Genomic DNA, 25,792 nt, shown 5'->3' with positions numbered 1-25,792 from the left:
GGGCTGACGTGAAGTCTTCCGCTCCCGCTTATGCGCCCAATGATGGCGTGATCGACGCGGCCGAGAAAACGCTCGGCGGCCGTATACTGTCGAGCCTCGAAGCCGCGTACGAAGTATCGTTCACCGTCGATCGCGACAGCCTGGTCGAGACGATGACCCTGCTGCGCGACACGCCCGGCCTCGAATATCAGCAGCTGATGGAGATCGCCGGGGTCGACTATCCCGACCGGCCCGACCGGTTCGAGGTGGTCTATTGCCTGCTCTCGCTGACTCGCAACCACCGCATTCGCGTCCATGTCCAGACCGACGAGGTCAAGCCGGTCCCGTCGGTGACGGGAATCTGGCCGGTCGCCGGCTGGCTCGAGCGCGAAGTCTACGACATGTACGGCGTGCTGTTCGAGGGCAATCCCGACCTGCGCCGCATCCTGACCGACTATGGTTTCGTTGGTCATCCGCAGCGCAAGGACTTCCCGCTGACCGGTTATGTCGAGCTGCGCTATTCGGAAGAGTCCAAACGCGTCGTCTATGAGCCGGTCAAGCTGGCGCAGGATTTTCGCACGTTCGATTTCATGAGCCCGTGGGAAGGCGCCGAGTATATCCTGCCGGGTGACGAGAAGGCGGCCGCTGCGCCACCTCCGCCACCTCCAGCGCCTCCGCCGCCACCTCCTGCACCGACCGCTGTCCCTGCGCAGCCCAAGGTCAGCGAGAGCACTGCCGACACCGGTGCCGGAAAGGCTGAAGCCGACGCCAAGCCCAAGTCTGCAGCCAAGCCGCGTGCGAAGAAGGCTGACGTCGCCGCCGCGCCCGAGGCCGCCAAGGCGCCGTCGACCCGCAAGGTCGCCGCCAAGCCGCGCGTGAAGCCGGATGCGCCGACCGCCGACGCGCCGGCCAAGCCGAGCCGCGCCAAGAAGAAGCCGGAGCCGAACAATGGTTGATCAGCTCGACAAGATGCTGGGCAAGACCGACGCCGAGGACCCGACGGTCGGCGACGTCACGATCCAGAATTACACGATCAATTTCGGGCCGCAGCACCCGGCGGCGCACGGTGTGTTGCGCCTGGTGATGGAGCTCGACGGCGAGATCATCGAGCGCGTCGATCCGCATATCGGTCTGCTCCATCGCGGCACCGAAAAGCTGATCGAGTACAAGACCTACGCTCAGGCGCTGCCCTATTTCGACCGGCTCGACTATTGCTCGCCGCTGTGCATGGAGCACAGTTTCGTGCTCGCGGCGGAAAAGCTGCTCGACCTCGAAGTGCCGATCAGGGCGCAATATCTGCGCGTGTTCTTCGCCGAATTGACCCGCATTTCCAACCACATGCTCAACCTCGGGTCGCATGTGATGGATGTAGGCGCGATGACGCCGAACCTGTGGCTGTTCGAGATCCGCGAGGATTGCCTCAATTTCTTCGAGCGTGCCTCGGGCGCGCGGATGCACTCCAACTATTTCCGCGTCGGCGGCGTCCATCAGGACGTGCCGCTCAAGCTGCTGACCGATATCGCCGACTGGCTCGACACGCGCCTGCCGCGCTTGTTCGAGGATGCGATCAGCCTGGTCGCCGACAACCGCATCTTCAAGCAGCGCAACGTCGATATCGCCGTCGTCAGCCGCGAGGATGCGGTGCGCTGGGGCTTCTCCGGTCCGATGATCCGCGGCTCGGGCATTCCTTGGGATTTGCGCAAGTCGCAGCCCTATGACGCCTATGCCAAGATGGACTTCGACGTTCCTGTCGGCACGCGCGGCGACTGCTACGACCGCTTCATGGTGCGCGTCGAAGAGGTCCGCCAATCGGCGCGGATCATGAAGCAGTGCCTGAACGAAATGCCGAACGGCCCGATCGCCAGTGACGACCGCAAGGTGGTACCGCCCAAGCGCGCCGAGATGAAGCAGTCGATGGAAGCGCTGATCCATCACTTCAAGCTGTTCACCGAAGGCTATCGCGTCCCCGCCGGCGACGTTTACGTCGCGACCGAAAGCCCCAAGGGCGAGTTCGGCGTGTACCTGGTCGCCGACGGATCGAACAAGCCGTACCGCTGCAAGATCCGCCCGACCGCGTTCAGCCATTTGCAGGCGATGGACTTCATGTCGAAGGGCCACATGCTCGCCGACACCACCGCGATCCTGGGCGCACTCGATATCGTGTTCGGGGAGTGCGACCGGTGAGAGCGGCTCTGATCCTAGGTCTCGCGTTGGCGCCTGCGACTGCGTGGGCTAGCCCCGATACCGATACCGCAAAAGCGTTCATCAAATCGGTGAAGCAGGGCGACGATCTCGTCTCTGGCTATCCCGGGGTCGTGAGCGAGCGCGAAGCCGCGTCGCTGGCCCGCGTACGAACGTGCGACGCAACGGGCCTGAGGAAGCAGCCGGCCGGCGACTATACCGTCGTCTGGGTATGCGGTGGCGGCGCGTTGGGTATGCGCTTGACGATCAGCGGCGGTAAGGTCGCACACGTCGAAACATTTGAGGTCGTTGCGCGACCGACTACAGGCTCCTGAAATGGCTGACGCACCCCAAATCCCCGACGAGGCAGAAACCCGCGCGCGCTGGGGCGATTTCGCGTGGACGGCGGAAAACGCCGCCAAGGCGAAGGAAATCATCGGCCGCTATCCGCCGGGCCGCGAGCAATCGGCGTCACTGCCGCTGCTCGATCTCGCCCAGCGCCAGGTCGGCGCCGACACCAAGACCCAGGGTTGGCTCCCGGTCCCGGTGATCGAGTTTGTCGCGCGCGAGATCGGCGTGCCTTACATGCGCGTCTACGAAGTCGCGACCTTCTACACGATGTTCAACATGGCGCCGGTCGGGCGCTATCACGTCCAGGTCTGCGGCACGACGCCGTGCATGCTGGCGGGCTCGGACGACGTGCTCAAGGCGTGCAAGGCGAAGGGGATGACCAAGGGTCACACCACCGCCGATGGGCTTTTCACGTTGAGCGAAGTCGAATGCCTGGGCGTTTGCGCCAACGCGCCGATGGTCCAGATCAACGACGACAATTACGAGGACCTCGATTACGACCGCACGATCGCGGTGCTCGAGGCGCTGGCCAAGGGCGAACAGCCGCAGGTCGGGTCGCAGATCGGCCGCCGTGCCAGCTGCCCCGAAGGCGGGCCGACCACGCTCAAGGAAATGGTCAGCGAGAACCACGATTACCGGGGGCAATGGTGATGCGCGGTAACGTCAATCCGATCATCGCCGTCTTCGCCATCATCGGCGCGCTGGTGATCCTGGGCCTAGTGCTGCGCGTCGCGTTCGCGCTGATCGGGCTCGCGCTCGTCGTCGGCGCGGTGCTGGTGATCTTCTATTTCGTCCAGAATGCCATGGGGAAAAGGCCGTGACCCTATCCGTCATGCCAGCGAAAGCTGGCATCTCGTGCGGCATGCGTGTCGCGTCATTGCTTGAGGCCCCAGCTTTCGCTGGGGCGACGGAGGTGCGCGTTGTTAGCTGACAAGGATCGCATCTTCACCAACGTCTACGGCTTCCAGCCCTGGGGGCTGAAGGCGGCGCAGGCGCGAGGCGATTGGGACAATACCAAGAAACTGCTCGAGATCGGCGCCGATACGATCATCGACCGGATGAAGGCGTCGGGCCTGCGCGGGCGCGGCGGGGCAGGGTTCCCGACCGGCACCAAATGGGGCTTCATGCCCAAGGAGCCGCGGCCTGACCGTCCCAACTTCCTGGTGATCAATGCCGACGAATCCGAGCCCGGCTCGTGCAAGGACCGCGAGATCATCCGCCACGATCCGCACAAGCTGATCGAGGGCGCTTTGGTCGCCGGCTTCGCGATGCGCGCGCGCGCCGCGTACATCTATATCCGCGGCGAATATATCCGCGAGGCGGAGACGCTCTTCGCTGCCGTCGCCGAGGCCTATGACGCCGGGCTGATCGGCAAGAATGCCTGCGGGTCGGGCTATGATTTCGACGTCTTCGTCCATCGCGGTGCCGGCGCGTATATCTGTGGCGAAGAGACCGCGATGCTCGAAAGCCTGGAGGGCAAGAAGGGCCAGCCGCGCCTCAAGCCGCCATTCCCGGCCGGCGCCGGCCTCTATGGCTGCCCGACCACGGTCAATAACGTCGAATCGATCGCGGTGGCGCCGACCATCCTGCGCCGCGGCCCCGAATGGTTCGCGAGCTTCGGCGCCGAGAATAACCGCGGCACCAAGCTGTTCCAGATCAGCGGCCATGTGAACAAGCCGTGCGTGGTCGAGGACGCCATGTCGATCCCGTTCCGCCAGTTGATCGAGGAACATTGCGGCGGCATTCGCGGCGGCTGGGACAATCTGCTTGCGGTGATCCCGGGCGGATCGTCGGTGCCGCTGGTGCCGGCGGCGCAGATCATGGACTGCCCGATGGATTTCGACGGACTCAAGGCAGTGGGTTCGGGCCTCGGCACCGCGGCGGTCATCGTCATGGACAAGTCGACCGACATCGTCCGCGCGATCAGCCGCATCAGCTATTTCTACAAGCATGAGAGCTGCGGCCAATGCACGCCGTGCCGCGAAGGCACCGGCTGGATGTGGCGCGTGATGGAGCGGCTGCGGACCGGCGATGCCGATGTCGGCGAGATCGACACGTTGTTCAACGTCACCAAGCAGGTCGAAGGCCACACCATCTGCGCGCTCGGCGATGCCGCGGCCTGGCCGATCCAGGGCCTGATCCGTCATTTCCGCCCCGAACTCGAGCGCCGTATCGCCGAGCGCAACGGGGGCGATCTGGCGTCGATGCAGGAGGCTGCGGAATGATCGTTCTGCTCGCAACGCTGATGGTCGGAGCCGTCATTGCTCCGCAGCCGATTGTCGACACACCTTCAGGTCCCGAGATCGCCGAATGCGTAGTCGACAACGACAAGGCGGACGTCCGCGTTCTGCTGAAAACCGTTCCGGGCTCGCCTGCCGAGGCGAAGGTGATCGAAAAAGTGCTCGTCTTCTATGGCGGGTGCAGCAATAACCAGCGGGCAACCGGCACTTTTTCCTGGCGGGAGCGTGCGGAGATCGCCGAGGCCGCCTTGGCCGGCACGCTCGATCGTAAGGGTCCCGATATCGTCGCGGCCGTAGGGCAGGAAGGTTGGGGCCTCGCTCTGCCGTCGAGCAGCAAGGCGTCGGTCGACTATGATCCGGTCAATGTCGGTGTACGGACGCTGGGCGACTGCATCGTACGCGCCAATCCGCAGGGCGCGCTCGCGTTGGCGCGCACCGCTCGGGGCAGCGCGGGCGAAACGGCGGCGGTCAATGAGCTGTCCGGAAATCTGGCGGCGTGCCTGCCCGCCGGGCAGACGCTCAAGCTCAAGCGGCAGGATCTGCGACTGGTCGTCGCCGAGCCGCTCTATCACCTGTTGTCGAGGTAAACGGCGCTCATGCCTAAACTCAAAGTAGACGGGATCGAGGTCGAAGTCCCCGCCGGCGCCACGGTGCTCCAGGCGTGCGAGGCGGCCGGCAAGGAAATCCCGCGTTTCTGTTATCACGAGCGGCTGTCGATCGCCGGCAATTGCCGGATGTGCCTGGTCGAAGTGAAGCCGGGGCCGCCCAAGCCCCAGGCGTCGTGCGCGCTGCCGGCGGCGGACAACCAGGAGATTTTCACCAACACGCCGATGGTGAAGAACGCGCGCGAAGGCGTGATGGAATTCCTGTTGATCAACCATCCGCTCGATTGCCCGATCTGCGATCGGGGCGGCGAGTGCGATCTGCAGGATCAGTCGATCGCTTATGGCCGCGGCAATTCGCGCTACACCGAGAACAAGCGCGCGGTGACCGAGAAGTATATGGGTCCGATCGTCAAGACGGTCATGACCCGGTGTATCCAGTGCACCCGCTGCATCCGGTTCGCCGAGGAAGTCGCCGGCGTCGAGGAAATCGGCGCGATCTATCGCGGCGAGGACATGCAGATCACCTCGTACCTCGAACAGGCGGTGACGAGCGAATTGTCGGGCAATGTCGTGGACTTGTGCCCGGTCGGCGCGCTGACCTCGAAGCCGTACGCGTTCGAGGCGCGGCCGTGGGAGCTCAAGAAGACACTGTCGATCGACGTGATGGACGCGGTCGGCACCAACATCCGCCTCGACAGCCGCGGGCGCCAGGTGCTGCGCGCGCTGCCGCGGGTCAATGACGACGTCAACGAGGAATGGGCGACCGACAAGACTCGTCACGCGGTCGATGGCCTGGTCCGCCAGCGTCTCGACAAGCCGTATGTCCGCAAGCAGGGCAAGCTGGTCGCGGCGACCTGGGATGAGGCATTCGCGGCGATCGCGGCGGTGAAGGCCGGTAAGAGCGTCGCGGCGATCGCCGGCGATCTGGTCGATTGCGAGACGATGTTCGCGGCCAAGGCACTGGTCAAGGCGATGGGCGGCTCGCTGCTCGAAGGCCGCCAGACCGGCATGGATTACGACGTATCGAATCTGGCCGCGGTCAATTTCAACACGACGATCGCCGGCGCCGAGACGGCCGATGCGATCCTGCTGGTCGGCACCAATCTGCGCTGGGAAGCGCCGCTGGTGAACACGCGCATCCGCAAAGCGATCAAGAAGGGCGCCAAGGTCTTCGCGATCGGGCTCGAGACCGATTTGACCTACAAGGTCGAGTGGCTCGGCAACGATCTGTCGCTGCTCGGCAACCTGCCCCAGGCGGCAGCCGATGCGCTCAAGAGTGCGGAGCGCCCGATGATCGTCGTCGGCGGCGCGGCGCTCAAGGGTGCTCATGGCGCGGCGCTGGCGCTCGCCAAGACGCTTGGCGTCGTGAAGGACGGGTGGAACGGCTTCAACGTCGTGCACTTCTCCGCCGCGCGGATGGGCGGGCTGATGCTCGGCTATGCGCAAAAGGGCGGGATCGCCGACGTGGTCGCGGCAAATCCGAAGCTGGTCTTCCTGCTCGGTGCGGATGAGGTCGATTTCTCGAAGCTTTCCAAGAGCTTCAAGGTCTATATCGGCCATCATGGCGACAAGGGCGCGGCGGCCGCCGACGTCGTTCTGCCGGGCGCGAGCTATGCCGAAAAGGCCAGCACCTTCGTCAATCTCGAAGGCCGCGTGCAGCGCGGCGAGCGGGCGGTGTTCCCGCCGGGCGATGCGCGTGAGGATTGGACGATCCTTCGCGCGCTGTCGGAGAAGCTCGGCCAGACGCTGCCGTTCGACACTTTCGAGGAACTGCGCGCGCAGATGGCGCTCGATGTTCCCGCGCTCGGTCAGACCGGGCTCGTCAGCTTCGACTGGAATCCGCCGTCGCTCGACGCCAAGGGCGCTGGCGAAGTCGACTATCCGATCAAGGACTTCTACCTGACCAACGCGATCTGCCGCGCCAGCCCGACGATGCAGCAATGCTCGGCTGAGTTGCTCCACGGCCAGACCTTTGCGGAGGCCGCGGAATGACTGCGTCGTTCGATTGGTTGATGCGCCGGATGCCCCAGATCATGGTGGTCTGCGCCGTATTGTTTTATCTTTCGAGCGTGATCAGCTCGGTTGCAGCCAATGAGGCGATCCGGTCGCTCACCGACGATTACGTGCCGTTCGTTGCCAAGCACCGGGCCGTGGTCCTCATTTTCTTTCAACCGCTTGTCCCGGCGTTGCTGCTGGCGGCCGGCGCCGCGGCTCTGTGGCGGTTCGACCGCTGGTGGGCGGCGCGCCTTGCGGAGACGGCAGCATGACCTCCTGGTTCACTTATCTCGGTATGGACTATGGCTGGGCCTGGTTCATCGCCACGATCATCGACATCCTGGTGATCGCGCTGCCGCTGATGCTGGCGGTGGCGATGATCATCTATGCCGATCGCAAGATCTGGGCGGCGATGGCGCTGCGCCGCGGTCCCAACGTGGTCGGTCCGCTCGGCCTGCTGCAATCGTTCGCCGACGGCCTCAAGGTCTTCCTGCAGGAAACGATCATCCCTTCGGCGGCGAACAAGGGACTGTTCCTGCTCGCGCCGATCATCACCTTCACGGTGGCGCTGATCGTCTGGGCAGTGGTGCCGTTCCAGGCGGGCGTGGTGCTCGCCAACATCAACGTCGGTCTGCTCTACGTCCTCGCGGCGTCGAGCCTCGGCGTCTACGGCATCATCATCGCCGGCTGGGCGTCTAACTCGAAATATCCGTTCTATTCGGCGCTTCGTGCCGCGGCCCAGATGGTGAGCTACGAAGTCTCGATCGGCTTCGTGCTGATCTCGGTCGTGTTGTGGGCGAACAGCTTCAACCTCACCGCGATCGTCGAGGCGCAGAAGGGCTTCGCCTGGGGCTGGGTCAACGGCAATTTCATCAATCCGTTGCTGTTCCCGATGGCGGTCGTGTTCTTCATCTCGTCGCTCGCCGAAACCCAGCGCGCGCCATTCGACCTGACCGAGGCGGAATCGGAACTCGTTGCCGGGTATCAGACCGAATATTCGTCAATGAGCTTCGCGCTCTACTGGCTCGGCGAATATGCCAATGTGATCCTGATGTGCGCGCTCAATGCCGTGCTGTTCTGGGGCGGCTATCTGCCGCCGCTCAACGTCGGCTGGATGTATGCGGCGCCGGGGATCCTCTGGCTGTTCCTCAAGATCCTGGTGTTCTTCTTCCTGTTCAGCTGGGTGAAGGCGACGGTGCCCAGGTACCGTTACGACCAGCTGATGCGGCTGGGCTGGAAGATCTTCCTGCCGCTGTCGCTGTTCTGGGTGTTCCTGGTGTCTGGCTATCTGATGCTGACGCGTGTGGGAGTTGGGTCATGAGCGTCGCACAGATCATCAAGTCGTTCACCTTGTGGGAATTCATCAAGGCCCACGCGCTGACCTTCCGCTACATGTGGAAGGCCAAGGCGACGATCAATTATCCGTTCGAGAAGAACCCGATCTCGCCGCGTTTTCGCGGGGAGCATGCGCTGCGCCGTTATCCCAATGGCGAAGAGCGCTGCATCGCGTGCAAATTGTGCGAGGCGATCTGTCCGGCGCTGGCGATCACGATCGAGGCCGAGCCGCGCGACGACGGCAGCAGGCGCACCACGCGCTACGACATCGACATGACCAAGTGCATCTATTGCGGCCTGTGCCAGGAAGCCTGCCCGGTCGATGCCATCGTCGAGGGTCCGAATTTCGAATTCGCGACCGAAACGCGCGAGGAGCTGATCTACGACAAGGCCAAGCTGCTCGACAATGGTGACCGCTGGGAACGCGCGATCGCCGCGAACCTTGCCGCCGATGCACCGTATCGTTAAGCGCGCCGCAACAGTGGGACGCACCATGATTCACCCCCTTTCCGTCATCCCAGCGAAAGCTGGGATCTCAAGCGGCTCTTGTCCCGCGATCCTGCACAAGACCCCAGCTTTCGCTGGGGTGTCGGTGCAGTAATGATCCAGGCAATCGCCTTTTACCTCTTCGCCGCGGTGGTGCTGATCTCCGGGTTCATGACGATCACGTCGCGCAACCCGGTTCATTCGGTGCTGTGGCTGATCATGGCGTTCTTCAACGCTGCCGGGCTGATGCTGTTGTGCGGCGCCGAGTTCATCGCGATGCTGCTGATCATCGTCTATGTCGGCGCGGTCGCGGTGCTGTTCCTGTTCGTGGTGATGATGCTCGACATCGATTTCGCCGAGATGCGCGCCGGGTTCGTCCGCTATGCCTTGATCGGGTTGGCTTTCGCGATTCTGCTCGCGGCAGAGGTCGTCGTCGCCCTGCTGGGGTGGTCAGCCGGCGGGCTGGAACTCGATCGGCGTATCGCGCCGACGCCGGACAAGGTCCCCAATATCGAAGCGATCGGGCATTTGCTCTATTCGCATTATCTGTTCGTGTTCGAAGCCGCCGGGCTGGTGCTGCTGGTCGCGATGATCGGCGCGATCGTGCTGACGCACCGCACGCGTGGCGGGGTCAAGGGCCAGAAGATCAGCCGCCAGGTCGCGCGCCGGCCGCAGGACGCGACGCGCAACATGCAGCCGCCGGTCGGCCAGGGGGTGGAATTGTGATCGGCCTGACGCATTATCTGGTCGTCGCCGCGATCCTGTTCGGGATGGGCGTGCTCGGCTTGATCGCCAACCGCAAGAATCTGATCATCATGCTGATGTCGATCGAGCTCATCCTGCTCGCGGTGAATCTCAATTTCGTCGCCTTTTCGGCCTATCTGCACGATCTGGTCGGCCAGGTATTCGCGATGTTCGTGCTGACCGTCGCCGCCGGCGAGGCAGCGATCGGGCTTGCCATTCTGGTGATCTATTTCCGCGGGCGCGGGACCATTGCGGTCGACGATGCCAACCGGATGAAGGGGTGATGGTGGCCTATTTCGTCATGCCAGCGAAAGCTGGCATCTCCCTGTTGTCTGGCGTGCCATCGCCGCTTGATACCCCAGCTTTCGCTGGGGTGACGGGTATCGCGTCATGATCCAGCTCATCGTTTTCCTGCCGCTGCTGGCTGCCATCATTGCCGGGCTCGGCAATCGCGCGATCGGCAATGTGCCGGCCAAGGTGCTGACGACCGGCGCGTTGTTCGCGTCGTGCGCGCTCAGCTGGCCGATCTTCATCCATTATCTGACCGGCGGCGATCCCTATCCCGTGACCCAGGTCTTCACCTGGATGAAGTCGGGCGACCTCGACGTCTCCTGGGCACTGCGTGTCGACGCACTGACCGCGGTGATGCTGGTGGTGATCACCAGCGTCTCGGCGCTCGTTCACCTCTATTCCTGGGGGTATATGGACGAGGATCCGGATCAGCCGCGCTTCTTCGCCTATTTGTCGCTGTTCACCTTCGCGATGCTGATGCTGGTGACCGCTAACAATTTGGTCCAGATGTTCTTCGGCTGGGAAGGCGTCGGTCTTGCCAGCTATCTGCTGATCGGATTCTGGTTCAAGAAGCCGAGCGCCAACGCCGCCGCGATCAAGGCGTTCGTCGTCAACCGCGTCGGCGACCTGGGCTTCATGCTCGGCATCTTCGGCACCTTCCTGGTGTTCGGCACCGTCTCGATTCCCGAGATCCTGGCGCAGGCGCCGCACATGGCGGGTTCGACGATCGGCTTCCTCGGCTATCGTTTCGACACGATGACGGTGCTGTGCCTGTGCCTGTTCGTCGGCGCGATGGGCAAATCAGCGCAGCTCGGCCTCCACACCTGGTTGCCCGACGCGATGGAGGGTCCGACCCCGGTGTCGGCGCTGATCCACGCCGCGACGATGGTCACCGCCGGCGTGTTCATGGTCTGCCGCCTGTCGCCGATGTTCGAGACCAGTGAGGTCGCGCTCGACTTCGTGGTCTTCATCGGCGCCGCGACCTGCATCTTCGCCGCGACGATCGGCACGTGTCAGAACGACATCAAGCGCGTGATCGCTTATTCGACCTGCTCGCAGCTCGGCTATATGTTCTTCGCAGCCGGCAGCGGCGCGTACGGCGCGGCGATGTTCCACCTGTTCACGCACGCTTTCTTCAAGGCGCTGCTGTTCCTTGGCGCCGGCTCGGTGATCCATGCGATGCACCATGAGCAGGATATGCGTTTCTATGGCGGCCTGCGGAAGAAGATCCCGGTCACTTTCTGGGTGATGTTGCTGGGCACGCTAGCAATCACCGGCGTCGGCATCCCGGGCGTCTTCGGCATGCAGCCGATCGGGTTCGCCGGCTTCCACTCGAAGGACGGTATCCTCGAGCTGGCTTATGCCTCGGGCCGCGGCACCGGTGCCTTCTGGGTCGGTATCCTGGCGGCATTGCTGACCAGCTTCTATTCGTGGCGGCTGATGTTCCTGACTTTCTGGGGCAAGCCGCGTTGGGCGCAGTCGGAGCATATCCAGCATTCGTTGCATGACGATCACGGCCACGGCCATGACGCCCATGCTCATGCCCATGATGATCATCACGACCATGCGCATGGCGACGGCACCGGCGGCTATCATCCGCACGAGAGCCCGTGGTCGATGCTGATCCCGCTGATTCTGCTGGCGACCGGAGCGGTGCTGGCGGGATACATCTTCCACAGCTGGTTCATCGAGCCGGATTCGGGCGAGCGCTTCTGGCGCGGCGCGATCGCGTTCAACGAGCATCTCTACCACTCGGCGCACGAGGTGCCCGTCTGGGTGAAGCTGTCGGCGACGTTCGTGATGCTGCTCGGCCTGGCCGGCGCGTGGATGGCCTATATCTGGCGCACCGATATCCCGGCGCGGTTCACGAGCACGTTCCGCCTGCTGTACGACTTCGTCTACAACAAATGGTATTTCGACGAGCTCTACGACCTGCTGTTCGTCCGCCCCGCCTTCGCGTTCGGCCGCCTGTTCTGGAAGGCCGGCGACGAGGGCCTGATCGACCGCTTTGGGCCGAATGGCTCGGCCTGGGTGGTGGCCTTGGGCAGCCGTGTCACCGGGCGCCTGCAAACCGGATATGTCTACACTTATGCCTTCGTCATGCTGATCGGCCTGACCGCCGCCGTTACCTGGGCGATCGCGCAATGAGCGGCATCCTGTCCCTGATGCTCGCCATTCCCGCCGTGGCGGCGGTAGCGTGTCTGTTCCTGAGCGCGAACAACGCGCGCTGGCTGGCGTTGATCGCCACGCTGATCGACCTCGCGCTCGGCGCTTTGTTGTGGAGCCAGTTCCAGATCGGCGGGCCGCAATGGCAGTTCGTCGAGAATCGGCAGTTGTTCGGCAGTTTCAATTGGTCGCTCGGGATCGACGGCTTCGCGCTGCTGCTGATCGAGCTGTCGGTGTTCCTGATGCCGATCTGCATCGGCGCCAGCTGGGAAGCGATCCAGAAGCGCGTGCCCGAATATATGGCGGCGATGCTGCTGACCGAAGTGCTGATGATCGGCACCTTCGCGGCGCAGGATCTGTTCCTGTTCTACATCTTCTTCGAAGGTGGCCTGATCCCGATGTTCCTGATCATCGGTATCTGGGGCGGCGCCAACCGCATCTACGCGGCGTACAAATTCTTCCTCTACACGTTGCTCGGCTCGCTCTTGATGCTGGTGGCGATGCTGTGGATGGTCAACGAGGCGCACACGACCAGCATCCCGCTGCTGCTCAACCACGATTTCCCGGTCCATGCGCAGACCTGGCTGTGGCTGGCCTTCTTCGCCTCGTTCGCGGTCAAGATGCCGATGTGGCCGGTCCACACCTGGCTTCCCGACGCGCACGTCCAGGCGCCGACGGCGGGGTCGGTCATCCTGGCCGGTGTGCTGCTGAAGCTCGGTGGTTACGGCTTCCTGCGCTTCTCGGTGCCGATGTTCCCCGAAGCTTCGGCTTCGCTGACCTGGCTGGTGTTCGGCCTGTCGGCGGTGGCGGTGATCTACACCTCGCTGGTCGCGCTGGTGCAGTCCGACATGAAGAAGCTGATCGCTTATTCGTCGGTCGCGCACATGGCGATCGTGACGATCGGCCTGTTCGCCTTCAACCAGCAGGGTATCGAAGGCGGGATGATGGTGATGCTGGGCCATGGCCTGGTGTCGGGCGCGTTGTTCCTGTGCGTCGGGGTGATTTACGACCGGCTGCATACCCGCGAGATCGCGCGCTATGGCGGGCTCGCCAACAACATGCCGCGCTATGCCGTGCTGTTCATGGTGTTCACCATGGCGTCGGTCGGCTTGCCAGGCACCAGCAACTTCGTCGGCGAATTCCTCAGCCTGGTCGGCGTCTACAAGGTGTCGACGACGATCACCTTGCTGTGCACCACCGGCATCATCCTGGGCGCGGCCTATATGCTGTACCTCTATCGCCGCGTCGTGTTCGGCGAGATCAAGTTCGATGACGTCCGGGCGATGACCGATCTCAGCCCACGCGAACTCACACTGTTGGTGCCGATCGCCGCGGCGGTGCTGTGGATGGGCGTCTATCCCGAGAGCTTCCTCGCGCCGATGCGCAGCGACGTGAAGATTCTGCTCCAGCGGATCGATCGCGCCAGGCCGGCCGGCGATGCTCGGCCGACGCCGCCCACAAATCCTCAGGTCAAGGCCGGGGAGGGCCACGCGTAATGGATTGGATCGCTTCGCTTCAGGCGACGCTTCCCGAATTGGTCCTGTCGGTCGGCGCGCTGGCGCTGATGCTGGTCGCCGCCTGGGGCGGGCAGGGCTCGACCCGCGCGGTCAGCTGGACCGCGGTGGCGGTGCTGATCGGCGCGGGCATCGCGCTTGCCGGGCCGGCTTCCTATGCTGGTGTCGTGTTCGACGGCCTGTATCGTGCCGATGCCTTTGCCGCGTTCGCCAAGGTGCTGATCTACGTCGCCGCCGCCGTCTCGATCGTGATCGCGCCGCGCTTCTTCGCGCGCGGCGACGGCGACAGCCTGCATCCCGAATATCCGGTGCTGATCCTGTTGTCGGCGGCGGGCATGGGGATGATGGTGTCGGCGGGGGACTTGCTGACGCTCTATGTCGGCCTAGAGCTGCAGAGCCTCGCGGCCTATGTGCTCGCGAGCTTCATGCGCCGCGACCAGCGTTCGGCCGAAGCCGGTCTCAAATATTTCGTGCTGGGCGCGCTCGCTTCGGGCATCCTGCTGTACGGGATCAGCCTGGTTTACGGCTTTTCGGGCACGACGCTGTTCACCGATATCGCCCAGAGCTACGGCGCGATTGTGCCCGGCCAGCATCATTTCGGGCTGACCTTCGGCCTGGTGTTCGTGTTCGCCGGCCTGGCGTTCAAGATGTCGGCAGTGCCGTTCCACATGTGGACGCCGGACGTTTATGAAGGCGCGCCGACGCCGGTAACGACCTTCTTCGCCTCGGCGCCCAAGGTTGCCGCGGTGGCGCTCGGCGTACGCGTCGCGATCGAGGCGATGGGGCCGGCGATCGGCGAATGGCGCCAGATCGTGATCTTCGCCAGCCTTGCCTCGATCATCTTCGGCGCGGTTGCCGCGATCGGCCAGAAGAACGTCAAGCGTCTGTTGGCTTATTCGTCGATCAACAATGTCGGCTTCCTGCTTGTTGGCTTGGCGGCGGGAACGCAGGCCGGCGTGGCGGCGGTGCTGTTCTACCTGACAGTCTATATCGCTATGACGCTTGGCGGATTCCTGATCGTGCTCCAGATGCGCGATGCGGAAGGCAATCCGGTCGAGACGATCGATAGTCTGGCGGGCATGTCGGAATCCCATCCCGGCCTAGCCTTCGCCATGTTGGTCTTCATGTTCTCCCTCGCAGGTATTCCGCCGATGCTCGGCTTCTTCGCCAAGTTGGCGGTGTTCAATGCCGCTATAAGCGCGGGCCTGTACCCGCTGGCGGTTGTCGGCTTCGTGGCCTCTGTGATCGGTGCCTATTATTACCTGCGGATCATCAAGGTGATGTATTTCGACAGCCCGGCGCCGGCCTTCCAGCGCAGCAACGCGCTGGTCGAATATGGTCTGATCACGCTACTGGCGCTGTTCATCTCGCCGGTTGGCTGGTTCGCGCTCAAGCCGCTCGGTGTCGCGACGATGGCGGCGGCGAAGGCGCTGTTCTGATCGCCGATACAAGCGGCCGTATCCGCACCGTGGCGGGAACCGGCTCGACCAACGCCGACATGATCGCGCTGGCGGCGTCCGGCTTGGAAGAGGGTGTGTGGCTGCGTGCCGAGCGCCAGACAGGCGGGCGCGGGCGGATGGGTCGGTCCTGGATCTCACCGCCAGGCAATCTCTATGCGAGCACGCTGGTCCGCGTCCGCCCGAGCGATCCGCCGACCGCAACGCTCACTTTGGTCGCGGCAGTCGCTCTCGAAGAAACCGTTTCGGCTTACGCTCCCGGCGTGGCGCTGCTCAAATGGCCCAACGATCTGTTGATCCATGGCGCCAAAGTGTCGGGCATCCTGCTCGAGCGCGCGGTCGATGCCGTGGTGGTCGGGATCGGAGTCAATCTGGCGCATTACCCGACCGATACCGATCGCCGCGCAACCAGCCTCGCTGCTCATAATGCCGCCGTCGCACCGGAAGACTTTATCGAGACGCTGGCCGAGGCGTTCGCGCGTTGGGTCGAATGCTGGCGCGGGCAGGGGATTGACATGATCCGTCGCCGTTGGGTTGCCCACGCGCATCCGACCGGCACGCCGCTCAACGTTCGTTTGCCCGACGGCGAGGCGATCGATGGGCTGTTCGACGGTCTCGATCCTGACGGCGCGCTCATCCTTCGCTTGGCGGACGGCACGCGGCGTGTCATTCACGCGGCGGACGTGTTCCTGCTGTGATTTCTCCGGATGGGAGCTTGAATTCCATGCTGCTCGCGATTGACGCCGGCAACACCAATGTCGTTTTCGCGCTGCTCGATGGCCGCGAGGTGAAAGGCCGATGGCGCATCGCCACCGACCCCCGCCGTACCGCCGACGAATATGCCGTGTGGCTGACCCAGTTGCTGAGCATCGAAGGCTATGACCGCAGCCAGGTCGACGGCGTGATCATCTCGACCGTGGTGCCGCGCGCGACGCATAATCTGCAATGGCTGGCGGAGAAATATTTCAAGACCGATGCACTGATCGCCGGGCAGAAACCGGTCGAATGGGGTATGGCGATCGACGTGCAGGAGCCGCAGAGCCTGGGCGCCGACCGCGCGGTCAACGCCATCGCGGCGCATGCGCTGCATGAAGGCGATCTGATCGTGATCGATTTCGGCACCGCCAGCACGATCGACTGGATCGATTTTCGCGGCGCGTACAAGGGCGGGATCATCGCACCGGGTATCAATCTGTCGCTCGATGCGCTGGTCAGCGCCGCCGCCAAGCTGCCGCGGATCGCGATCGAGGCGCCGGCCGATCCGACCGTGATCGGACGCGATACCGTCAGCCAGATGAATATCGGCATCTATTGGGGCTATATCGCGATGATCGAAGGGCTGGTCGCGCGGATGAAGGCGGAGATCGGCCGCCCGGCCAAGGTGATCGCGACAGGTGGGCTCGCGCTGCTGTTCGAGCAGCATACCAATGTGTTCGACGTAATCGAGCCTGATCTGACCATCCAGGGGCTAGCGATGATGTGGGAACGGGCGCAGCGATAGCCGTCACCTTGCGATCTTATCCGTCATCCCGGCGAAGGCCGGGATCTTAGGCGAAGGCGCGACAAGGCTTGAGATCCCGGCTTTCGCTGGGATGACTAGAATGAATAACGATTAGGAATTGAAGTGACACCAGGTAAGGAACTGCTCTTCGTCGCGCTCGGCGGATCGGGCGAAATCGGCATGAACGTCAACCTCTATGGTTGTCAGGGCAAATGGCTGATGGTCGACATGGGGGTGACCTTCGCCGACCCCGCTTATCCGGGCGTCGAGATCATTCTGCCCGATCTCCAGTTCATCGAGGAACAGCGCGCCAACCTGGTCGGCGTCGTGCTGACGCACGGGCATGAGGATCATATCGGTGCTCTGCCCTATCTCGCCGACGATCTCGGCGCGCCGCTCTTTGCCAGCAAGTTCACCGCCGGGCTGATCCGCGGCAAGCTCGAGGAAGAAGGCGTCCAGGACCGCGTCGAGCTCAACGTGGTGGATCCGAACAAGGTGGTCGAGATCGGGCCGTTCAAGTTCCGCTTCGTCCCGCTCGCGCATTCGATCCCCGAAGCAAGCGCGCTGCTGATCGAGACGCCATACGGCAAGATATTCCACACCGGCGACTGGAAGCTCGACAGCAGCGATGCGGTGCTCGGCAGGCCGTCTACTCCCGAACAGCTTGCTGCGGTTGGCGACGAGGGCGTGCTCGCGCTCGTCTGCGATTCGACCAATGTCTTCAACCCGCAGGCGTCGGGTACCGAATCAAGCGTGCGCGACGGGCTGATCGACGCGGTCAAGAAGGCGAGGGGCAGGGTGGTCGTCACAACCTTTGCGTCGAACGCCGCGCGCCTCCAGACTTTAGGCGAAGTGGCCAAGGCGACGAGGCGCAAGATTTGCGTCCAGGGCCGCTCGCTCGACCGCATCCTGACCGTGGCGCGCGCTAACGGTTATCTCAAGAGTTTCCCCGATCCGATCTCGCCCGAAGCCGCGATGGCGCTGCCCGGCCGCGATGTTCTGGTGGTGGCGACCGGCGGGCAAGGCGAACCGCGCGCCGCGCTCGGCCGCATCGCCGACGGCAACCACCCGATCAAGCTCGTCGCGGGCGACACCGTCGTCTTCTCGTCCAAGCAGATCCCGGGCAACGAACTCGCGATCGGCCGCATCCAGAACCAGCTCGCCGCTGCTGGCGTCGAAATGGTCACCGAGCGGCAGGAGCATGTCCATGTCTCCGGCCATCCGGGACGCCCGGAGCTCGAGGCGATGTACGGCTGGATCCGTCCGCAATTGCTCGTGCCCGTCCATGGCGAGATGCGCCATATGATGGAGCAGGCGCGGTTCGGCCTGTCCAAGGGCATCCCGCAGGCGCTGGTCCAGAGCGACGGCGACATCGTTCGCCTCGCGCCCGGCAAGCCCGAAAAGCTGGGTCATGCCACGGTCGGCCGGCTGATGCTCGACGGCGATGTCATTCTGCCCGCCGACGGCGCGACGATGAACGAGCGCCGCCGCGTCGCGACCTATGGCCAGATGTCGGTCGCGGTCGCAATCGACGGCAGGAATCGCTTGATCGGCGTGCCACGAGTCGGGCTGCAGGGCATTCCCGTCGAAGAGGATCGCGAGGCGTTCATCGACGAGGCGATCGATGCCGCCGCTGAAGTGGTGAAAAAGCATCGCGGCGACCTGCCGACATTGCGCGAAAGTCTCCGTCTCGGCGTCCGCCGCGTGGCGACGCGTTGGACCGGCAAGAAGCCGGTCGTCGATGTTCTGGTGATCGAGGCGTAAGGATCTGATATGCGTTGGACCTCGCTGCTCGCGATCTATTTCCTGTTCTGGGCGTTTTCGGTGTTCCTCGTCTTGCCGTTCGGGGTGCGCACCACGCAGGAGGCCGGCGGCGACTACGTCCCCGGTCAGGCCGAAAGCGCGCCGCACGAATTCAGCATCAAGCGCCTCGCGTTGCGCGTCACGATCGTGGCGACAATCCTGTGGGCGCTGTTCGTGCTCAATTACATCTACGGCTGGGTCACGCCGGACATGCTCGACTTCGTCAATCCGTCGAACAGAATGAGCTGAGCTAAGGCCTTAGGCTCATGAAATAGCGGTCCGTCGGCAAGCGCCCCATTTCCCGACGTTCAGGTGAGCAAACCGAGCAATGGGGACGCAGCCATTCGTTCAGCGCGAACTTTCCCGCCTTTCTATCTTCGAACGGAAATTTCTGGAAAGGGCAATTGGGAATACGTTTCGGGAAAGCTGAACCCGCGAACCGCCGTCAGCGCAAAAGCCAGAATTGCTTGCCGTAAGCCCTTTAATTCGGCAGCCGTGCTACGCTCATGCTAGTTGGAACGGCTTGGGCGGTTGCGGACCCTAAGCTCATGTCCGCAATCAGGAGGCTTGCGACCTTCGCCTTGTTCTCGTTGAAATGCGGCTATAGGCTTCAATTTTTCCGGACGAGTGTGCGCCGCGACTCACGTCAGCGCACGTGCAGGGGTGCCCAAATCTGATCTCGCCGTCCGTCGTCCTGGCCGTTCTGCAAACGCTGTTCGCGGCGTTGCTGAGCTTGGGCGCGCTCGGCGGACCAAGCTCGGCGCACGGACATGGGCAGGGTCTCGCCGTTCGCGAGGCCGCGGCGAGACCTTTCACGCTCAGTGACCGTGCGCTTGCCCCCAATGAGGAAGCCGATCGTTCCGACCCGCACCAGGGCGGGGGGAGCGCGCTACCGCCGGCCGAGCTGGCGCGTCCCGGCAACCCAGAGCCGTCGCGCCTCTCCCCCGTTCCGCTCGCCGTACTAGGCTTCGCGAAGCGCTCAGTCCGCGCTCACCCCGCTACCGGCCCTCCGTTAGTCTGAAGCAGCCTCGCTGCGCCTGAGATGCGCAGCCTGAAGGTGCGCCCGTGCTTGCGCGCCTGTCTCTTCACGACTGCAAACGAGGATCGACAATGCTACATTTCTCCCGTCTGAAGGCGGGGGTAATCCTGTGCATTTGCCTTATTGGCATTTTGCTCAGCATCCCCAGCTTTACTCCTGCTGGCCGCCTGCCAGCCTGGTACCCGCAACCTCATGTAAACCTCGGCCTGGACCTCCAGGGCGGATCCTACATGCTTCTCGAACTCGACCGCGCCGCTCTGATCAACGAGAGGCTCGAGAGCGTCCGCGAACAGGCCGCCGCGGCGCTCAAGAAAGCCGGCGTTGTGGCAAGCACCAAGGTGACAGGCGGCCGCGTCTTGATTGACCTCGCCACACCGGACACCGGTGCCAGAGCGCTGGCCGACACCGTGGCTGAGTTTGGCACCGACTCTGCAGGCCGCCCCGCGCTCCAACTTGCCAATGTGCCTGGCGGCCTCGCCGTCTCTTACACCGACACGGGCCAGGCAACGCTCCTATCGAAGGCCGTCGAACAGGCGATCGCGATCATTCGCCGTCGCATCGACGAGACGGGCACCAACGAACCGGTTGTCGCGAAGCAGGGCGTGGCCCGCATTCTCGTAGAGCTGCCGGGGGTCAGCAATCCCGGCCGCCTGCGTACGCTGCTCGGCTCGACCGCGAAAATGACGTTCCGCCTGGTAGCGAACGGGGCGGAAGCCGCCAGTGCCGGCGTACGCCGCCTTCCGATGATGGACAATGCCGGTGCTACCGTCCCTGTTCTCAACCATGTCGAAGTCGACGGTGCCAACCTCGTTGACGCTACACCACGCCCTGACCAGCAGACGGGCGGGTGGGCGGTCGACTTCGCGCTCGACGGTGTTGGCGCGCGCCAGTTCGCCCGAACCAGCACCAGACACGTCGGGGAGCCATTTGCGATCGTGCTCGACGATAAGGTGATCAGTGCGCCGGTAATCCGAGAGCCTATTATCGGCGGACGGGGTCAAATCAGCGGTGGCTTTGACGCTGAAGGAGCCAAGGACCTGGCAGTGCTGCTCCGTGCGGGCGCGCTGCCGGCACCGCTCGCTGTGATTGAGGAGCGATCGGTGGGCGCCAGCCTGGGAGCGGACGCAGTCCACGCGGGCCTTATCTCCATCGTGGTCGGCTTGTCGCTCGTGATCAGCTTTGTAATCGCGCTCTATGGTCGGTTCGGCGTGTACGCGGCGGCGGCGCTTATCGCCAACCTCGCACTCACTATTGCCGGCTTGGCGTTGATGAACGCTACTCTAACGCTGCCTGGCATCGCTGGCCTGTTGCTGGCGCTCGGCATGGCCGTGGACGCCAACATTCTGGTGAACGAACGCACGCGCGAGGAACTGGCGAAAGGCAAGAGCGCGCGCGCTTCGATCGAAGGCGGGTTTCGGCGTGCTTATACGACCGTGCTCGACGCGAACCTGACAACTCTTCTCAAGATGCTTGTGCTGCTCGGGCTGGGCGCGGGTGCGATCAAGGGCTTCGCGATCACCATAAGCCTCGGCATCCTCATTTCGATGTTCACCGCGCTCGTATTCGTGCGGTACCTGACCGCGCGCCACCTCGATCGAGTGCGACCGAAGCGGCTAAGGATGGGCACGCGGCTCCACTTTCTGCCAAGTAAGACGCGTTTTGCGTTCATGCGTGCGCGCCACGCGGGGCTCATCGCGTCGGCGCTGATCAGCCTGGCTTCTGTCGCGCTAGCTGTCTCGCCGGGGCTGAAGATGGGGATCGACTTCTCCGGCGGCGTCGCGGTCGAGGCGCGGATGCCGGGCGAGGCTGACTTAGCCGGGTTGCGTAGCCAAGCCAGCGAGCTGGGCCTTGGACCGGTCCAGGTACAATCCTTCGGCGGACCCAATGACGTTCTTCTTCGCCTCGGAAGCCAAGAAGGAGGGCCTAAGGCGGAGGCGGCCGCAGTCGCCAAGGTCGAGCATATGCTCGGGCAAGTTGCGCCGGGCGCCGAGGTTCGTAAGGTTGACGTGGTGGGTGCCACGATTGGAAACGAGCTGTTCAGCAGCGCCATCTGGGGGCTCGGCATCGCCGCAATCGCAATGTTCGCCTATATTGCGGTCCGCTTCGAATGGCCGTTCGCACTAGGCGCGGTCGCGACGATGTTCTTGGACCTTACTAAGACAATCGGCTTCTTCGCGCTAACCGGCTTCGAGTTCAACATGACCTCGATCGCGGCCATTCTGACGATCATGGGCTTCTCGATCAACGACAAGGTGGTTGTCTATGATCGGGTCCGCGAGAACATGCGCGCTATGCGGCACAGGCCGCTTCGGGAGATCGTTGACCTCTCGATCAATGAGACACTGTCCCGCACGATCGGAACGTCGCTGGCGCTATTCCTGGCAACGGCGCCATTGGCTGTGTTTGGCGGGCCAGCACTCCAGCAATTCGCAATGACGCTCCTGTTCGGGCTTTTTCTGGCGACAAGCTCGTCCATCTTCATCGCCGCACCGCTACTGCTCACTTTATCGGAACAGCGAGACAAGTGGGCGAAGCGCCCGAACACCAGCAACACGTCTGCCTCGACGTAGGTTTAGAATGAGCCAGCCGGGAGCCGTACCGCTCCCGGCTAGGCCTGTGCTGGGTCTCCCCTCCCAGAAAGGGGCCGCGACTGATTTAAGTCCGTAGCCGCTCGATCGCCTGAGCCAGCGCGACGTAGAGCTTGCCCATGTCCGACGACAATAGCGTCACGCCGATCGCCGCGCCGTCGCGTTGCGCCAGGATGCCACGCAGCATTGCTTCGAAATCGTGGATGTAGCGATTGACCTGCTCGCGCACCGTGTCGTCATTGTCATAGGCCTCGAGTACCGCCCGCATCTCGCCGGCATCGAGCAGCTTGACCGCGCGCCGCGCGAACGCACCGCGATTGCCCTTGAGATAGGCCATCCAGGACGAATCGGGGACTTCGGACGAATAGATGCTGGTGAGGTCGATCGCTGCCGAGTTGAGCGATTCGATCAACAGCGACACGCGTCGCGCGAAACCGTTCGCTTCCTCGGTATCCGCCAGCCGCGCCTCGATCAGGCTCGACGCCTCGGCGATCGCCAGCATCTGGCGGTTGAGCTTGTCCGACGCGTCGGTCGCCGATGCCGCGGCTGTCTCGGTGGCTTGCGCGATTGTTGCCAGGCCGCGCTCGACGGCCTGCGATGCCGCCGCTTCCAGCGCGTCGGCGGCGTCGGGCGCGATTCGGGCCATCGCCTCGCGCGCATGCTCGGCGGCGGCATTGGCGGTGTCGCGGATGCGCATCAGCGTTTCGAGCAATTGCGGTGCCGCCTCTCCGGCGAAACGATGCGCGGCGCCGCTGGTGTCATCGATCGATCGGGTCAGCGCGTCGACCTGCTCCTGTCCGGCGGCAAGAGTCGCGGCAACGTGATTGGCCACCGCTTCGATCCCGGCGATGCGATCGGCCAGCGCGGTGGTGCTGTCGGTGGCGGTGCGATCGAGCGCGGCCTGATTGGTGGACAGCATCGCGAGCATGGCGTCGCCCTGGGCGGCGATGCCCTTGCGCGCCTCATCCACTGCGCTGGCGGTGCGATCGAGCAGGCCGTCGACCGCTTCGGACATCGCGCTGGTGACTTGTTCGAGCCGGGTCCCTGCCGTCTCGCTGGTCGCTTCCATGCGCGCGATATGCGCGGACAAGCGTTCCGCCGCGCCGCTGGTATGGCTGTCGACTTCGCGCGCACGTTCGCCGAGTGCGACGACCTGGGCATCGAGCGCTGCCGCGCGCTCGCTTGCGGTCAGGCCGATCGTTTCGATCTGGCCAGCCAGCGTCGTGGTCTGGTCATGGGCGTGGGGGAGCGTCGCCAGCATGATCTGGAGATTGGCCTCCAGATTGGCGGCCGCCTTGTCGATGCGGGCAGCATCGGTCTCGGCCTTGGAAAAGTGGCTGTCGAGCACTGACGACGCTTCGCTCAGGCGATCCGACGCCGCGCTGGCGGTCGCCATCATCACCGTGACCTGGTCGGCCAGCTTCTCGCGATTGGAGTCGATCGTCTGCGCCATGACGTCGATGACGGCCTGGAGGTGCTCTGCCTCGGCGCGCATCGATCGCGCCGTGTCGTTGAAGCGGCGCGCTTCGATCCGGCTTGAACGCCGCGCGACCAGCCAGAGAATTGCGATCAGCGCCAACGGTGCGGTCAGGCCGGTAGCCAGTTCGGCCAGCACGGTCGGCGAGGGTGCAGCCTGCATGGCGGGCCAGGCATACCAAGCGAAGAAGCCGATCCATGCTGCCGCCGACACGAACGCCAGGCCAGCCAGGATGCGCCACTTTGTCGCTCCCGACCGCTCCTCCAGTTCCTCAGGTTGCTCGAAAACCTCGCCTTCGTAAGGCTCGGTCAGCTGCAACGGCTCATCCGCCGCGGCGTATTCAACGTCGCTGACGTGCAAGTCGATGATCTTGGACCCCCCGTTCATGACGCTTTGTTTATCATAAAACCGACCATTTCAAAGCGATTGCGCAACGTTCCGTTAAAGCCCTTAGGGCTAGGTTGGGTCATGGCTTATGATCCCGGTGCAATCGATGCGACCCTTGCTGCGGCAGTCGGTGACGAACCGGGGCTGATTGCCGAATTGCGTGCAGCATTTGTCGACAGCGCGGAAAAGACGATCGACGCGATCCAGGCGGCCGAAAGCGACGATGCCTGGCGCCTCGCGACTGCGCGTCTCAAGGGACTGGCGGCGAGTTTCGGCGCGGTGCGCCTGATGAGCCTGGCGTCCGAAGCGGCAAGCGCGCCCGGCAATGCCGATGTCGTGCGAACTTTGCGGCGCGCGGTGGCTCGGCTCTAGCCGTACGGCCCGCCGCCAAATCCGGCGGGCAATCACGATCCTTGCGATACCCGAGTGCGAGGCTTAACAGCCCCGGATGCTTGCCGGGCTCCTGTTTGCCACAGCCGACGCGTCCGATCGCCACGATACGCTGGCGGCGACGCTGCCGGTCGGGGGCGTGACGCTGATCGAATTCCAGGCGCGGCTGCTGATCGCCGCTGGGGCGTCGCAGATCATCGTCGTCGTTTCGCGCCTGACTCCCGAATTGCTCGGCGCGATCAATCGCCTCGGCCGGCGCGGCATCGCGGTCGACGCGGTGCGCGGCCCCGCCGAAGTGCTCGCCAAGTTGCATCCGCTTGCGCGCGTGATGTGGCTGGCGGATGGGTTGATGACGACCAGCGTCATGGTCGAGGCGATGCGCGATCGCGATCGCGACACGTTGCTGGTGGCCTCGACGGGTGACGAACTCGAACGGATCGGTCCCAGCGCGGTGTGGGCGGGAATCGCCACGATCGATCCCCAGCGCATCGCCGATGTCGTGAAGTTGCCTGCGGACTATGATTTCGCCTCTTCGCTCTTGCGGGTGATCGCGCAACGCGGCGCCGAGCAATTGCCATTGCCCGAAACGGCGGTGCGCGAGGGCCATGGCGTCCAGCGCGATTCGCGTGCACTGGCGGCGAAGGGCCGGGCCGCGCTGGTCGCGGCGCTCGGCACCCGGACGAACTGGGTCGACCGCTTCCTGGTCGCGCCGCTCGCCAAACTGGCGCTGCCACCGTTGGTTGCGCGCGGCGTGCCTCCGGTCGCGCTGGCGGGAGTGGGCGGCGTGTTCGGCGTCGGCGGACTTGCCGCGATCGCGATCGGCTGGACGGCCTCGGGCATGGCGGCGATCGTGCTGGCCCTCGCGCTTCTCGCGCTCGCCGATGTGCTGGCATGGCTGCGCGACGAGCGGGCGCTCGGCAGGATATTGCGCTGGAGCACGCCCGCGGCGGTCGCATTGGCGACCTTGCTGTTGGGGCAGCGGGTCGGGTTTCTCGCCGCCAGCGCAACGCCACCGCTGCTCGCGTTGACGACGGTTCTGGCCGGAGCGCTGGCGGAACGCGCGGCAGGAGTGGTGACCAGACCGTGGTGGTGGGCAGTCCCGGCTGCCTATCCGCTGATCCTGCTGCCGGCGGTGCTGATCGGATATCCGGTCTGGGGATTGGCGGCGGCCGCGAGCTATGCCGGGGTCACGCTCGGCTTCGCGGTAGAAGCTTTACGCTCGCGTATCGGCGGTTAATTCCGCCTGCGAAATCGGTGAGTTCT

General features: G+C 64.1%; 23 protein-coding genes. 22 read left to right on the top strand and 1 reads right to left on the bottom strand.

Features of this window, described 5'->3' with window-relative positions:
* Nucleotides 1–8 precede the first annotated feature (8 nt).
* From AC1DRD_RS13395 to secD, 20 genes are all read left to right on the top strand, one after another.
* Nucleotides 9–935, top strand: a complete 927-nt coding sequence (locus AC1DRD_RS13395; protein ID WP_478041746.1) for an NADH-quinone oxidoreductase subunit C — start codon at nucleotides 9–11, stop codon at nucleotides 933–935.
* Nucleotides 928–2,163, top strand: a complete 1,236-nt coding sequence (locus AC1DRD_RS13390) for an NADH-quinone oxidoreductase subunit D (RefSeq protein ID WP_478041745.1) — start codon at nucleotides 928–930, stop codon at nucleotides 2,161–2,163. The genes AC1DRD_RS13395 and AC1DRD_RS13390 overlap by 8 nt, the downstream gene beginning before the upstream one ends.
* A gap of 333 nt (nucleotides 2,164–2,496) precedes the next feature.
* Nucleotides 2,497–3,162 (top strand): complex I 24 kDa subunit family protein, encoded by a 666-nt coding sequence (locus AC1DRD_RS13385; protein ID WP_478041744.1) that lies wholly within the window; start codon nucleotides 2,497–2,499, stop codon nucleotides 3,160–3,162.
* Nucleotides 3,162–3,332 (top strand): hypothetical protein, encoded by a 171-nt coding sequence (locus AC1DRD_RS13380; RefSeq protein ID WP_157082223.1) that lies wholly within the window; start codon nucleotides 3,162–3,164, stop codon nucleotides 3,330–3,332. The genes AC1DRD_RS13385 and AC1DRD_RS13380 overlap by 1 nt, the downstream gene beginning before the upstream one ends.
* 99 nt (nucleotides 3,333–3,431) lie before the next feature.
* On the top strand, nucleotides 3,432–4,736 hold the full coding sequence (gene nuoF / locus AC1DRD_RS13375) for an NADH-quinone oxidoreductase subunit NuoF (protein WP_478029257.1): 1,305 nt from the start codon (nucleotides 3,432–3,434) through the stop codon (nucleotides 4,734–4,736).
* Complete coding sequence (locus tag AC1DRD_RS13370) at nucleotides 4,733–5,338, top strand: hypothetical protein (protein ID WP_478041743.1); 606 nt, start codon at nucleotides 4,733–4,735, stop codon at nucleotides 5,336–5,338. The genes nuoF and AC1DRD_RS13370 overlap by 4 nt, the downstream gene beginning before the upstream one ends.
* 9 nt (nucleotides 5,339–5,347) lie before the next feature.
* Entirely contained in the window at nucleotides 5,348–7,348 is a 2,001-nt protein-coding gene (nuoG, locus tag AC1DRD_RS13365) for an NADH-quinone oxidoreductase subunit NuoG (RefSeq protein WP_478041742.1), read from the top strand.
* Nucleotides 7,345–7,623 carry a hypothetical protein gene (locus AC1DRD_RS13360; protein ID WP_478041741.1) on the top strand — a complete coding sequence of 93 codons (279 nt, stop codon included), beginning with the start codon at nucleotides 7,345–7,347 and terminating at the stop codon, nucleotides 7,621–7,623. Before nuoG ends, AC1DRD_RS13360 begins: the two co-directional genes overlap by 4 nt.
* Nucleotides 7,620–8,672: an NADH-quinone oxidoreductase subunit NuoH gene (gene nuoH, locus AC1DRD_RS13355; RefSeq protein WP_478041740.1), complete on the top strand. Its 1,053-nt coding sequence runs from the start codon at nucleotides 7,620–7,622 to the stop codon at nucleotides 8,670–8,672. Before AC1DRD_RS13360 ends, nuoH begins: the two co-directional genes overlap by 4 nt.
* Nucleotides 8,669–9,154 (top strand): NADH-quinone oxidoreductase subunit NuoI, encoded by a 486-nt coding sequence (nuoI, locus tag AC1DRD_RS13350; RefSeq protein ID WP_066804838.1) that lies wholly within the window; start codon nucleotides 8,669–8,671, stop codon nucleotides 9,152–9,154. Before nuoH ends, nuoI begins: the two co-directional genes overlap by 4 nt.
* Nucleotides 9,155–9,286: 132 nt before the next feature.
* A complete protein-coding gene (locus AC1DRD_RS13345) occupies nucleotides 9,287–9,898 on the top strand; it encodes an NADH-quinone oxidoreductase subunit J (RefSeq protein ID WP_478041739.1) in 612 nt (203 codons plus the stop codon).
* Nucleotides 9,895–10,200 carry an NADH-quinone oxidoreductase subunit NuoK gene (nuoK, locus tag AC1DRD_RS13340; protein WP_066592512.1) on the top strand — a complete coding sequence of 102 codons (306 nt, stop codon included), beginning with the start codon at nucleotides 9,895–9,897 and terminating at the stop codon, nucleotides 10,198–10,200. Before AC1DRD_RS13345 ends, nuoK begins: the two co-directional genes overlap by 4 nt.
* Before the next feature lie 106 nt (nucleotides 10,201–10,306).
* Nucleotides 10,307–12,355, top strand: a complete 2,049-nt coding sequence (nuoL, locus tag AC1DRD_RS13335; RefSeq protein ID WP_478041738.1) for an NADH-quinone oxidoreductase subunit L — start codon at nucleotides 10,307–10,309, stop codon at nucleotides 12,353–12,355.
* Complete coding sequence (locus AC1DRD_RS13330; RefSeq protein ID WP_478041737.1) at nucleotides 12,352–13,869, top strand: NADH-quinone oxidoreductase subunit M; 1,518 nt, start codon at nucleotides 12,352–12,354, stop codon at nucleotides 13,867–13,869. The genes nuoL and AC1DRD_RS13330 overlap by 4 nt, the downstream gene beginning before the upstream one ends.
* Complete coding sequence (gene nuoN / locus AC1DRD_RS13325; protein WP_478041736.1) at nucleotides 13,869–15,326, top strand: NADH-quinone oxidoreductase subunit NuoN; 1,458 nt, start codon at nucleotides 13,869–13,871, stop codon at nucleotides 15,324–15,326. The genes AC1DRD_RS13330 and nuoN overlap by 1 nt, the downstream gene beginning before the upstream one ends.
* Nucleotides 15,327–15,346: 20 nt before the next feature.
* Nucleotides 15,347–16,042: a biotin--[acetyl-CoA-carboxylase] ligase gene (locus tag AC1DRD_RS13320; protein WP_478029530.1), complete on the top strand. Its 696-nt coding sequence runs from the start codon at nucleotides 15,347–15,349 to the stop codon at nucleotides 16,040–16,042.
* 26 nt (nucleotides 16,043–16,068) lie between these two features.
* A complete protein-coding gene (locus AC1DRD_RS13315; protein WP_478029247.1) occupies nucleotides 16,069–16,845 on the top strand; it encodes a type III pantothenate kinase in 777 nt (258 codons plus the stop codon).
* 123 nt (nucleotides 16,846–16,968) lie between these two features.
* Nucleotides 16,969–18,609 carry a ribonuclease J gene (locus tag AC1DRD_RS13310; RefSeq protein WP_478029246.1) on the top strand — a complete coding sequence of 547 codons (1,641 nt, stop codon included), beginning with the start codon at nucleotides 16,969–16,971 and terminating at the stop codon, nucleotides 18,607–18,609.
* 9 nt (nucleotides 18,610–18,618) lie between these two features.
* Nucleotides 18,619–18,897 (top strand): DUF1467 family protein, encoded by a 279-nt coding sequence (locus AC1DRD_RS13305; RefSeq protein ID WP_478029245.1) that lies wholly within the window; start codon nucleotides 18,619–18,621, stop codon nucleotides 18,895–18,897.
* An 861-nt stretch (nucleotides 18,898–19,758) separates the two neighbouring features.
* Complete coding sequence (gene secD, locus AC1DRD_RS13300) at nucleotides 19,759–22,257, top strand: protein translocase subunit SecD (protein ID WP_478041735.1); 2,499 nt, start codon at nucleotides 19,759–19,761, stop codon at nucleotides 22,255–22,257.
* A gap of 85 nt (nucleotides 22,258–22,342) precedes the next feature.
* Here the strand turns inward: secD and AC1DRD_RS13295 are convergent, their stop codons facing one another.
* Nucleotides 22,343–24,139 (bottom strand): coiled-coil domain-containing protein, encoded by a 1,797-nt coding sequence (locus AC1DRD_RS13295; protein WP_478029243.1) that lies wholly within the window; start codon nucleotides 24,137–24,139, stop codon nucleotides 22,343–22,345.
* Between the two features lie 81 nt (nucleotides 24,140–24,220).
* Between AC1DRD_RS13295 and AC1DRD_RS13290 the strand changes: the two genes are divergently transcribed.
* Together AC1DRD_RS13290 and AC1DRD_RS13285 are read left to right on the top strand one after the other, a co-directional pair.
* Nucleotides 24,221–24,511: an Hpt domain-containing protein gene (locus tag AC1DRD_RS13290; protein WP_478029242.1), complete on the top strand. Its 291-nt coding sequence runs from the start codon at nucleotides 24,221–24,223 to the stop codon at nucleotides 24,509–24,511.
* 76 nt (nucleotides 24,512–24,587) lie between these two features.
* Nucleotides 24,588–25,766: a hypothetical protein gene (locus AC1DRD_RS13285; RefSeq protein WP_478029241.1), complete on the top strand. Its 1,179-nt coding sequence runs from the start codon at nucleotides 24,588–24,590 to the stop codon at nucleotides 25,764–25,766.
* Nucleotides 25,767–25,792 lie beyond the last annotated feature (26 nt).

This window comes from Sphingomonas sp. P4_G2 (genome assembly GCF_056401155.1).
This window is presented reverse-complemented; position numbering and strand designations above follow the sequence as displayed.

Bases quoted from the DNA above. Each gene is read 5' to 3' on its own strand.
- AC1DRD_RS13390 (WP_478041745.1), top strand. From the start codon at position 928: ATGGTTGATCAGCTCGACAAGATGCTGGGCAAGACCGACGCCGAGGAC.
- AC1DRD_RS13385 (WP_478041744.1), top strand. From the start codon at position 2,497: ATGGCTGACGCACCCCAAATCCCCGACGAGGCAGAAACCCGCGCGCGC.
- AC1DRD_RS13380 (WP_157082223.1), top strand. From the start codon at position 3,162: ATGCGCGGTAACGTCAATCCGATCATCGCCGTCTTCGCCATCATCGGC.
- AC1DRD_RS13370 (WP_478041743.1), top strand. From the start codon at position 4,733: ATGATCGTTCTGCTCGCAACGCTGATGGTCGGAGCCGTCATTGCTCCG.
- nuoG (WP_478041742.1), top strand. From the start codon at position 5,348: ATGCCTAAACTCAAAGTAGACGGGATCGAGGTCGAAGTCCCCGCCGGC.
- AC1DRD_RS13360 (WP_478041741.1), top strand. From the start codon at position 7,345: ATGACTGCGTCGTTCGATTGGTTGATGCGCCGGATGCCCCAGATCATG.
- nuoH (WP_478041740.1), top strand. From the start codon at position 7,620: ATGACCTCCTGGTTCACTTATCTCGGTATGGACTATGGCTGGGCCTGG.
- nuoI (WP_066804838.1), top strand. From the start codon at position 8,669: ATGAGCGTCGCACAGATCATCAAGTCGTTCACCTTGTGGGAATTCATC.
- AC1DRD_RS13345 (WP_478041739.1), top strand. From the start codon at position 9,287: ATGATCCAGGCAATCGCCTTTTACCTCTTCGCCGCGGTGGTGCTGATC.
- nuoL (WP_478041738.1), top strand. From the start codon at position 10,307: ATGATCCAGCTCATCGTTTTCCTGCCGCTGCTGGCTGCCATCATTGCC.
- AC1DRD_RS13330 (WP_478041737.1), top strand. From the start codon at position 12,352: ATGAGCGGCATCCTGTCCCTGATGCTCGCCATTCCCGCCGTGGCGGCG.
- nuoN (WP_478041736.1), top strand. From the start codon at position 13,869: ATGGATTGGATCGCTTCGCTTCAGGCGACGCTTCCCGAATTGGTCCTG.
- AC1DRD_RS13315 (WP_478029247.1), top strand. From the start codon at position 16,069: ATGCTGCTCGCGATTGACGCCGGCAACACCAATGTCGTTTTCGCGCTG.
- AC1DRD_RS13305 (WP_478029245.1), top strand. From the start codon at position 18,619: ATGCGTTGGACCTCGCTGCTCGCGATCTATTTCCTGTTCTGGGCGTTT.
- secD (WP_478041735.1), top strand. From the start codon at position 19,759: ATGCTACATTTCTCCCGTCTGAAGGCGGGGGTAATCCTGTGCATTTGC.
- AC1DRD_RS13295 (WP_478029243.1), bottom strand. From the start codon at position 24,139: ATGAACGGGGGGTCCAAGATCATCGACTTGCACGTCAGCGACGTTGAA.
- AC1DRD_RS13290 (WP_478029242.1), top strand. From the start codon at position 24,221: ATGGCTTATGATCCCGGTGCAATCGATGCGACCCTTGCTGCGGCAGTC.
- AC1DRD_RS13285 (WP_478029241.1), top strand. From the start codon at position 24,588: ATGCTTGCCGGGCTCCTGTTTGCCACAGCCGACGCGTCCGATCGCCAC.